Source organism: Collimonas sp., from assembly GCF_044339385.1.
Lineage (GTDB): Bacteria > Pseudomonadota > Gammaproteobacteria > Burkholderiales > Burkholderiaceae_D > Collimonas.
Window position 1 is genome coordinate 1 of sequence record NZ_JBIIVN010000133.1, and the last position, 7,324, is coordinate 7,324.

Here is a 7,324-nt window from a genome sequence, read left to right on the forward strand (position 1 = left end):
GTTGCGGGTACGGAACCCTCTGTTCCGCTACGCTCCACAGACGATTCCGTACCCGCAACGGCAAGATCAACAGCAACACCAAGAGCAACAGAAAAACCGGGACAGCGCCGCGCAGCTGTATTGGAGGTAGGAAGTGCTTCTTAAACTATGCAGATATTTGTCTGGACAGATGGGTCCACTTTATTTATTCCGTACCAAAGATCTGGATAAGATGATTTTTGCCAGCCGTACCAACGCAGGCCTGCAACGTACCCTCGGTGCAATCGACCTGATCTTGCTGGGCGTCGGTGCCATTGTCGGCACCGGTATCTTCGTTCTCACTGGTACCGGAGCATTGCTGGCTGGACCGGGCTTGTCGCTATCGTTTGTGCTTGCGGCAATTGCTTGCGGCTTTTCTGCGTTGTGCTATGCCGAGTTCGCATCGACGGTGCCGGTGTCTGGCTCGATCTACACTTACAGCTATGCCACGATGGGAGAAATTGTCGCCTGGATTATCGGCTGGGATTTGATGCTGGAATATGGATTAGCCACATCGGCGGTAGCGGTCGGCTGGTCAGGCTATACGCAGTCGCTGCTGACGGGCTTCGGCATCGCCGTGCCAACTTTACTGAGCGCGGCGCCGGGCGCTGTGCCTGGAATCACTACCTGGTTCAACCTGCCGGCATTTTGCATCTTGCTGGTGATTACGGCGCTGTTGTCGATCGGTATCCGTGAATCGGTGCGCGCCAACAACATCATGGTTTTTATCAAACTGGCGGTGGTGCTGCTGTTCATCGCCGTCGGCGTCGGCCATGTGCAACCGGCCAACTGGCAGCCTTACCTGCCGTTCGGCTATAACGGCGTCTTCAACGCTGCCGCGATTGTGTTTTTTGCCTTCATCGGTTTTGATGCGGTGACTTCTGCTGCCGAAGAGGTGAAGAATCCTGCGCGGGCGTTGCCAATCGGGATCATCGCCTCGCTGGGAATATGCGCTGTACTATACGTGGCAGTGGCGGCGATCATGACGGGCATCGTGCCGTTCGACAAATTTGCCGGGATCGATCATCCGATTTCTCTGGCCTTGCAATATGCCGGCGAGAACTGGGTCGCCAGCTTTGTCGACCTGGGGGCAATCATCGGTATGACCACGGTGATCCTGGTGATGACCTACGGCCAGACCCGTATCTTGTTTGCGATGTCGCGTGACGGCTTGCTGCCTAAGCGGCTATCGAACATTCACCCGCGCTTCGCCACGCCGTTCTTTACTACCTGGCTGGTGGGGATCGTGTTTGCATTCATTGCGGCGTTGATTCCGTTGAACATTCTGGCGGAGTTGATCAACATCGGTACCTTGATGGCATTTTCATTGATTGCGGTGGCGGTGCTGGTATTGCGCAAGACGCGGCCTGATTTGCCAAGGGCGTTTCGTTGCCCTGGCGTGCCATTCGTGCCGCTGGCGGCGATTGGTTTTTGCGTATTCCTGATGTGCCGTTTACAGGCGATGACGTGGATCGCATTTCTGTGCTGGCTGGCGATCGGCTTCGCGGTATATTTCGGTTATGCCCGGCGGCATTCGTTATTGCATCCAAAAGAATAGCCGTCGGTTGGTCCGTTGGCGACCTTGCAGTTCAAGCTTTCGGGGCGGCCAAGCGGATTAGGTTTACGCCAAGCACCGCCACTCGGCAGTCAAATTGCGGCGGATTTTTTTCGCTGACTCTGGCGGAAGTTATTCAGATCTCATTTGACGGCTCATGGCGTCCGTGCGGTGATTCATTTGCAATAAACATTCATCGCATTCCATGTAGCTATCAGTCCGATAGCTTCTCGCATTGACGGATTTGAAAGTAAAAAAGCCGCTGCGCTGTTCGCGCATGACATTGCGAACAGCGCAGCGGCTTTTTTGACCTGCCGGGTCTTACGGTTTGGTCGTTGCTACCGGGTTAGCGTTTGCCTTGGCTTCATCGCGGACGATGACGACGCTCAATTGGCCTGGGTCGATTCGTTTGCGGAAGGCATCGTTGACCTGGTCCAGTGTAAGCGCGCTGATCTTGTCTTCGATTTGCTTGCTCCAGGCAAACGTGCGGTCCAGGTCCAGCAGTCTGGCCCAACCGGCGCTGAGCGCGCCATCTTGCGCGCGTGAGTTTTGGTTTTCCTGCAGGATGCCGGATTTGGCGCGTGCCAGTTCTTCTGCGGTGAGCCCGTCCTTGATTACTCGCGCCAGTTCTTGCCTGACAGCCTGGTCGACCTTGTTCAGGTTTTGCGGCGCTGAAATGGCTTGTATCGAGAAGCGCGCAGCACGGTTGATGGCGCTGATGTCGAGCGCAGAGCCGATGCCGTACGACAGGCCTTCCTGCTGCCGCACCCGGTCAACCAGGCGCGATTTAAGGCCACCCCCGCCAAACAGGTAGTTGGCAACCATCATGGCGGGATAATCGGTATCGTCGTCACGCATGTCGAGGTTCAGACGGGCGACATAAAAGCCGTTTTCCTTGTCTGGCGAGTTGATCGTCTTTTGCATCGGCGCGACATCGAAGTTATGGCGGATAACGCGTGCGTATGGCGCACCGCTTTGCCATGTGCCGAACTCATCCTGGATCACTTGGGTGACGGCGGCAACATCGAAATCGCCGACGATTGCCAGTTCACCTTGCGAGGCACCGTAGAAGTCACGATGAAAAGCGCTGACATCGGCCAGCGAGGTGGCGTTGATACTGGCGATCTGTTGATCAATGCTCTGTGCCGCCAGCCAATGGCCTTGCGGGTATTGGTTAAAATGTGCCGACATGGCTTCGGCGGCGAGCGTGCTCGGCTCATTGCGCGACGCTTCCAGTGCCACCAGCGCTTCCTTGCGCATCCGTTCGAATTCGGCCGGGTCGAAACGCGGATGCTTGAGCACACTGGCAACCAGTTGCAGCGCAGCTGGCAGATTACTGCGGGTAGTTTGGAACTGCGTCAAGCTGCCACTGATCTTGAGTTTGGAAAACTCGTCGGCCAGTTGTTCGCGTGTTAGCGTGCTGCTACCGCGCATCAGCATGGCATCGGTCAGTTCGGATGCCGTTTTCTTGCCGAACAGGCTCTTTTCATCGCCCCACAGCAAATTCAGTTTAACCGAGACGGTCTCGCCACGCGTCTTCTTCGGTAGCAGCGCCAGTTTCAAGCCACCCACCTTGCTGCGCTGAGTACGGGCATCAATATTCGCTTGCGACGGATCGAACGCTTCGCCGTCGGCGATCGCCTTCTGCGGTTTGTACTCTGCCAGCACTGCCGTCACGCTTGGTGCTGCAGGCACATCGGCGCGTTGAGGCTGGTCTTCCGGCAAGAACATGCCGACCGTGCGATTGTCGCGCGTGAAATAGTGTGCTGCGGCAGCGGCGACCTGTTCCGATGTAACTTCGTTGGCGCGATCCCGGCCCAGGAACATCAAGCGCCAGTCACCCAGCGCAATGGTGCTAGACATGGCGACGCCGACTTTCTGATGATCGTTTAGCAGCTTTTCGAAAGCGTTGGCATTGGCCAGGCGCACCCGTTCCATTTCTTCGGGAGTGAGCGGGGTCTTGGCGAATTGCTCGATGCCGTCGATCAGGGCTTGTCGTACCGGTTCAATCGGTTCGCCTTTCTTGACGACGGCGGCGATAATTTCTAAACCGGGCGCGTAGCCGGTCATTTCATAATTGAACACCGCGGTCGCCTTGCCGGTTGCAACCAGTGATTTATGCAGGCGGCCATTAGGGGTATCCGCCAGAATCGTGCCGGCGTAGGACAGTGCATCGCTGTCGGCATGCAGCTCGCTCGGAATCTTGTAGGCCACCGCGACAATCTGCACGTCGCCCTGACGGCGCACGATGACGCTGCGTTCGCCGTCCTGGGTTGGCTCGACGGTCCAGAAATCGCGCATCTTGCGGGCCGGTTTCGGCATCTTGCCGAACGCCTGGTTAACCCAGGCCAGGGTCTGGGCCGGATCGAACTTGCCGGCGATCAGCAGCACGGCATTGTCCGGCTGATAGTAGGTTTTATAAAAGGCTTGCAGGTTTTCGATCTTGACGTTTTCGATATCGCTGCGATTGCCGATGGTCGGCTTGCCGTAGTTGTGCCAAGCGTAGGCGACACCTTGCAGGCGCTTGATGAGCACACCGAACGGCGAGTTCTCGCCCTGTTCGAATTCGTTGCGAACCACCGTCATTTCGCTATCCAGGTCTTTTCTGGCGATAAACGAATTGAGCATGCGGTCGGCCTCCATGTCGATCGCCCATTTCAGGTTGTCGTTGCTGGCCTGAAATATCTCGAAATAGTTGGTGCGATCCATATTGGTGGTGCCGTTGAACGACATGCCGCGCTGGCTAAAATCCTGCGGAATCGACGGGTGCCTAGGCGTGCCCTTGAACATCAGGTGTTCAAGCAGATGCGCCATACCGGTCTCACCGTAGTTCTCGAAGCGCGAACCGACCAGATAGGTCATGTTAACGGTCACCGTGGGTTTCGACGAATCTGGAAACAGCAATACCTTGAAGCCGTTGGCGAACCGGTATTCGGTGATGCCTTCGGCCGACGGGCCCTGCGAGACCCCAGCGGGCAGCGCGATGGCCGCTGGGGCAAAGCCGGTGAAGCCCATGCTCAGGGTGGCAGCAAGCAGGCAGGATCGCAGTCGGTTAGACCATTGATGACGGAATAGATGCATGTAATTCCCGATCTGTTGAGGTTGAATGAAGGTAATCTATTGAACGATTACCCGTTACCGTTTGTGTCCGGTGGAGGGGGCGCAGTGCGGACGTCAGATGCTACCGCCGGACAAGACAAATATTGCTTATTTTGCCATAGCGGTAGCCGGGGAGGGGAGATGCTGAGACAGCATGCTTTACTCTGTAGGCGGAACGTAGCCGGTGGCAGCATCGGCGCCATCGCCGAAGAAGTGTTTTCCCATTTGTACCGCGAGGTATTTGCGGGCGCGTACATCGGCCAGGTTCAGGCGGTTTTCATTGACCAGCATGGTCTGGTGCTTGAGCCAACCGGCCCAGGCTTCTTTCGAGACGCTTTCATAAATGCGCTTGCCCAATTCGCCCGGATATGGCGCGAAGTCGAGACCCTCCGCTTCTTTATCGAGCTTGATGCAGTGAACGGTGCGTGCCATGGTTTTTCCTTGTAGGTTGGCGAGTCCAGTGCAATGCAATGTATTGAATGGACTCAGTTTTTAAGATTGAGGTTAGCGCCTGACAGCGGCAGCTGCAGCTGCAATTTGGTTATCCAGAGCGGTGCGAGTTGCTACAGCGTCTTGATCAATACCAATGATTTTCGTTGCCAGTTATACATGTGTTGGCGATCCTTCGGCAAATCGTCAACTGTGGCATGCGCGAAGCCGCGCCGCAGGAACCAGTGCGAAGTACGCGTCGTCAGCACAAACAGCTTGTTGAAACCGGCCGCGCGGGCGCGGCTTTCCATGTGCTTCAGGATACGTTCGCCGTCGCCTTGCGCCTGTACTTCCGGATTCACTGTCAGGCATGCCATTTCAGCCATTTTTTCGGATGGGAACGGATACAGTGCGGCGCAGCCGAAGATCACACCATCATGCTCGATCACCGAGAAGTAGTGGATCTCGCGCTCGATCAGCTCGCGGCCACGCTTGACCAGTGTGCCATCCGCTTCCAGCGGCTCGATCAGTTTGAGAATGCCACCGACATCTTCAATCGTCGCTTCCCGCAGGCTCTCCAGATTTTCGTACGAAATCATCGTGCCCACGCCATCGTGAGTGAACAATTCCAGCAGCACCGAACCGTCGGTGGTAAACGGCACCACATGGGCGCGCGGCACCCCGGCGTTACAGGCCTTGATCGCGTGTTGCAGATAGAAGGCCGAATCGGCCGGCAGACAGCCGCTGTCGAGCACAGCTTGCGCCTGGTGCGATGATAGTTCGCGGATTTCGGTATCGCCGGCATCTTTCATCAGCGGTGTTTCGCTGATGAAGATCAGTTTCTCGGCGCGTAGCGAAATCGCCGCCGCCACCGCCACGTCCTCCATGGTCAGGTTGAAGGCTTCGCCGGTCGGCGAAAAGCCGAGCGGCGACAGCAGCACCAGGCCGCCGGCGTTGAGAATCGGGTGGATGGTATCGTAGTCGATTTTACGCACCACCCCGGTCAGTTGCAGATCGGCGCCATCGATCACGCCGAGCGGACGGGCGGTGACAAAGTTGCCAGAAATAATACGAATCGCTGCATGTGCCATCGGCGTGTTCGGCAAGCCCTGGCTGAATGCCGCCTCGATATCCAGGCGCAACTCGCCGGCGGCTTCCTTGGCGCACTCCAGTGCTGCGGTATCGGTAATGCGCAAGCCATTGTGGAAGCGTGCTTCGACGTTACGCAACGCCAGTTGCTCTTCGACCTGCGGCCGCGAACCGTGAACAATAACGACCTTGATGCCGAGTGCATGTAAGAGCGATAAGTCCTGCGCCAGCACCGGCAGCGCGCCGGCGGTGACCAGTTCGCCCGGAAAGGCGACGACAAAGATCTTGCCCCGGAAGGCATGGATGTACGGTGCGACCGAGCGCAGCCATTCTACGAATTCATTGGGATTTTCCATGCCGCTCATTATATACAGGACACCATACCGGCTGCACGGATTCAGCGATTTGCAGACAGTTTTATCGCTGTCGTCAACTAACGGTTTTTTGGGGGGAGAGGCAAAATTTTGTAAAGCCGCAAGATGCAAAATTGCTGCATTGTTGAATTGTTGAATTGCTTATGGCTTCGGACGATCTTTTCGAGATCATCGGTTGCATGGTGTAGCTCGAGTGTAAGACAGTTGATATAGACAACATTCTGTCTTGGCCGCTCATGCTGGCTCACCGGCAAGATCGCTATGGGCGCCTGGCTCGCCCCTGGATGTCGCGGATGAAGCCCCATGCCGCAGTCGGCCCAGAGTTTTTTGCCGGACAGCATCCCCTCTCAGCCGCCACGTTTTTTCTCGAAAGCCAGGCAGTTCAGTCTTGCGGCTGAGAGCTCGTCTATTCTATTTTGTTGCTGGTGAACGTATTTGAATTTGCTACCTTCGGCTAAATTGTGGTTCTGGAGAAGCCGATGAAGTGCCTGGCAGAACTGACCGAAACTCAGGATAAGACCTTGCAGCAACTGTCGATCAACCATAAACATCGCCATATTCGTACCATTGATCAGGAAGCGCCCAACCCTTGGCAAGTCGATCATCACATGCGGCTGTTCGACTTGCTAACCTACAGCCCCGAACTGAACATGATTGAGCTTCCCTCGATTTTTCGTCTTCCAACAGGTGGCTTTTATGCCGCCTGTTTTTCCTGATGTTGCTCAGTGAGCCAGTCATCTAAATACTGGCAGGGTGAACG

At 56.2% G+C, this 7,324-nt stretch carries 5 protein-coding genes; 2 read left to right on the forward strand and 3 right to left on the reverse strand.

From position 1 onward, the window contains the following. The first annotated feature begins 169 nt into the window (after nucleotides 1-169). Nucleotides 170-1,576 (forward strand): amino acid permease, encoded by a 1,407-nt coding sequence (locus tag ACIQ0R_RS09855; protein WP_395826669.1) that lies wholly within the window; start codon nucleotides 170-172, stop codon nucleotides 1,574-1,576. A 318-nt stretch (nucleotides 1,577-1,894) separates the two neighbouring features. On the opposite strand, the gene ACIQ0R_RS09860 is transcribed toward ACIQ0R_RS09855, so the two are convergent. From ACIQ0R_RS09860 to argA, 3 genes are all read right to left on the reverse strand, one after another. Beyond that, the gene (locus ACIQ0R_RS09860; protein ID WP_395826672.1) at nucleotides 1,895-4,654 is read right to left on the reverse strand and encodes a M16 family metallopeptidase; all 2,760 of its coding nucleotides are present in this window, start codon (nucleotides 4,652-4,654) and stop codon (nucleotides 1,895-1,897) included. Between the two features lie 177 nt (nucleotides 4,655-4,831). Continuing rightward, the gene (locus ACIQ0R_RS09865) at nucleotides 4,832-5,104 is read right to left on the reverse strand and encodes an oxidative damage protection protein (protein WP_395826675.1); all 273 of its coding nucleotides are present in this window, start codon (nucleotides 5,102-5,104) and stop codon (nucleotides 4,832-4,834) included. A gap of 131 nt (nucleotides 5,105-5,235) precedes the next feature. After that, nucleotides 5,236-6,546, reverse strand: coding sequence for an amino-acid N-acetyltransferase (gene argA, locus ACIQ0R_RS09870; RefSeq protein ID WP_395826677.1), 1,311 nt, complete (start codon nucleotides 6,544-6,546; stop codon nucleotides 5,236-5,238). A gap of 497 nt (nucleotides 6,547-7,043) precedes the next feature. Between argA and ACIQ0R_RS09875 the strand changes: the two genes are divergently transcribed. Continuing rightward, nucleotides 7,044-7,280 carry a hypothetical protein gene (locus ACIQ0R_RS09875; protein ID WP_395826680.1) on the forward strand — a complete coding sequence of 79 codons (237 nt, stop codon included), beginning with the start codon at nucleotides 7,044-7,046 and terminating at the stop codon, nucleotides 7,278-7,280. Nucleotides 7,281-7,324: the final 44 nt, after the last annotated feature.